This is a genomic window from Pseudobacteroides sp., from assembly GCF_036567765.1.
Classification (GTDB): domain Bacteria; phylum Bacillota; class Clostridia; order Acetivibrionales; family DSM-2933; genus Pseudobacteroides.
Window position 1 is genome coordinate 1 of the sequence record NZ_DATCTU010000088.1, and the last position, 2,232, is coordinate 2,232.

General features: G+C 34.1%; 4 protein-coding genes. All 4 read left to right on the plus strand.

Annotation, left to right across the window (positions count from 1 at the left end; genetic code table 11):
• Positions 1-26 precede the first annotated feature (26 nt).
• The 4 genes from VIO64_RS13160 to VIO64_RS13175 are packed head-to-tail and all read left to right on the plus strand — an operon-like array spanning position 27 to position 2,120.
• Entirely contained in the window at positions 27-521 is a 495-nt protein-coding gene (locus VIO64_RS13160) for a hypothetical protein (RefSeq protein WP_331918936.1), read from the plus strand.
• The gene (mobP3, locus tag VIO64_RS13165; RefSeq protein WP_331918938.1) at positions 502-1,737 is read left to right on the plus strand and encodes a MobP3 family relaxase; all 1,236 of its coding nucleotides are present in this window, start codon (positions 502-504) and stop codon (positions 1,735-1,737) included. Before VIO64_RS13160 ends, mobP3 begins: the two co-directional genes overlap by 20 nt.
• A gap of 40 nt (positions 1,738-1,777) precedes the next feature.
• Entirely contained in the window at positions 1,778-1,972 is a 195-nt protein-coding gene (locus VIO64_RS13170) for a hypothetical protein (RefSeq protein WP_331918940.1), read from the plus strand.
• A 4-nt stretch (positions 1,973-1,976) separates the two neighbouring features.
• Positions 1,977-2,120 carry a hypothetical protein gene (locus VIO64_RS13175; RefSeq protein ID WP_331918942.1) on the plus strand — a complete coding sequence of 48 codons (144 nt, stop codon included), beginning with the start codon at positions 1,977-1,979 and terminating at the stop codon, positions 2,118-2,120.
• Positions 2,121-2,232 lie beyond the last annotated feature (112 nt).

The following is a 2,232-nucleotide window of genomic DNA, read 5'->3' on the forward strand; positions in this document are numbered from 1 at the left end:
AAATAAGGTATTAAAGGAGGAATTTTGTGAAAGAGGCCGATAACAACCCCAAGACTCAAAAAAGGTCAGTGGTTTTCCCAATTGAAACTTTGGAACAGATTGATAAGCTGGCAATAAAAAAGAATGTTTATGCATCTGAAATAATCAGAGAGTTTGTGGATAAAGGCTTAGCAGTAAATGGATATGAAGAAAATATAGATATTATAACTGACATTATTCATCAAGAGATTGAAGCATCGATAAAATCATTGGCAAACCGGTTAGCAGGAATGATAAATAGACTTACAATCATCTCGGCAGCAGCGTATTATGCCAATATTACCATTATATCCGATTTGATTGATAAGGACAGGTACTCGTCATTTGAGAAGATAGAAAAGGCGGCAAGAAAGAGGGCATTATCCTATGCAAATATGAAAAATGGAGATGCTATTGCAAAATTTATGGATGATGAAGAAGTTAAGAAAGCTGTATCAGAAATAAAAGGGGGAGATGCTTCTTATGTCGATTTTGATGTATAAGCAGAGGTTCAAGCCTCCTAATTTCAATAAAACTCCAAAATGTAATTATGCTCATATAAGGTACATTGCAACCAGACCTGGTGCATCAAAAAATGAAGGAATGAGCCATGGATTATTTGGTAAACTTCAACCAGGAAACTTAACTGAATTTGAAACCTGGCAGGAAGTAGCGAAAGAGGTACGAGAACTGTCTTATAAGAAAGTAAATATTTTTAGAAGTGTTATCTCATTGACTCCTGAAACTGCCGCAGAACTTGGATTGAAAGATCATAATGCATGGGAAAATTACATTGAAAAACATATTAACACTTTAGCAAGTAAGAATGGAATAAGCCGGAAAAATCTCTCTTGGGTATGTGCTCACCATAATGAACCCAGCCATCCTCATATTCATGTTGTATTCTGGGATAAAAATCAAAAGACAATGAAAAATTTTGTTAGTCCCAAAGTCGCTGACAGTATAAGGATTCAATTGATAAAAGAGACATTTGCTGAAAAAATAGCTGATTATTGCAGGGCTAAGGAAAAGCAAAAATTTGAGATGAAGGAAGTAACTGATGATTTGGTAAAAGATTTTGATGATTACATGAAGACTATTTATCCAAAAGAATATAAGAAATTAAAGGAAGTGGCTGGAAAGATTGACGATGAAGAATTAAAAGATATCCCAATTGACAGTGTTTTGAAAGGGATTGATTTATCACCTATATCAATCCGGCTATTTCAACTCAAAGATATTTTGCCGAAAAAGGGGAGGCTTTATTATCAACTGCTACCAGAAGACGCAAAAGAACGAGTGGATAGGCTTGTAGAAGATTTAAAGCAAGGAATCCCACACATAAAACAACTGATTGATGAGTATGCAGATACAAAGTCAAAAATCGCTATGTTATATGATGCCGACCCGGAGAATGTTGAAAGGCATAAAGGTAAAGCAATAAAAGAGATGGACAAGCTGATTGCAAACCGCTTGATTGTTGTTATTAAAACACTGGTAAATAAGGAATTTGAACTTTCAAAACTGGAATATTCCAAGGAGTATAAATCTTACAAGACACAGCAAATAATTTGTGAGATTTTAGTAATGATAGAGCAGAATGTTGATGATTTAAATACTGATTATATTGATAGACAAAAAGCTGAAAGTACAGAGCTATCAAAACGAGCAAAGAAAGAATTATATTTAAGAAACAGGGACAAAGGTATGGGGAAATGATTAGCCATACTTTTTATATTTTAGAAAGGAAAAGAGAAAAATGTTATGTACAATAGTATATCAGTATCCTGAGGGACATCCTTGCCGAGGGTGTCCTTTTATTTTGGAATTGACAAAGCCAAGCTGTATGTTTCCACAAACAGGCGATAAATGCTTTATGCAAAAAGAATTGGAGGGAAAGAAAAACAAGATAGAGGCTATGAAACTAAAAAATGCCGTTTTGAACAGGAGGTAATTCAATGCGTACTAAAATGGACTTTTATAAAAGTTTTTTTGAACAACTTGCAAGAAGAGAATTTGATGTTAATAGCGATCTTAATAAACAATTTAAGAATGCGGATGGGGGTGAAATAAATGTAAGCGTCAAAACGATAGTGTATTGACATAATAAAATAGAGCCCAGTTTATTCAGGCTCTATTTTAAATATTATTTTTCTTGGATTTGCATGTTTCAGGTATCTTATCAGACCACGGCAGCAAATCCTGCAAGAAATC

Bases quoted from the DNA above. Each gene is read 5' to 3' on its own strand.
- mobP3 (WP_331918938.1), top strand. From the start codon at position 502: ATGTCGATTTTGATGTATAAGCAGAGGTTCAAGCCTCCTAATTTCAAT.
- VIO64_RS13175 (WP_331918942.1), top strand. From the start codon at position 1,977: ATGCGTACTAAAATGGACTTTTATAAAAGTTTTTTTGAACAACTTGCA.
- VIO64_RS13170 (WP_331918940.1), top strand. From the start codon at position 1,778: ATGTTATGTACAATAGTATATCAGTATCCTGAGGGACATCCTTGCCGA.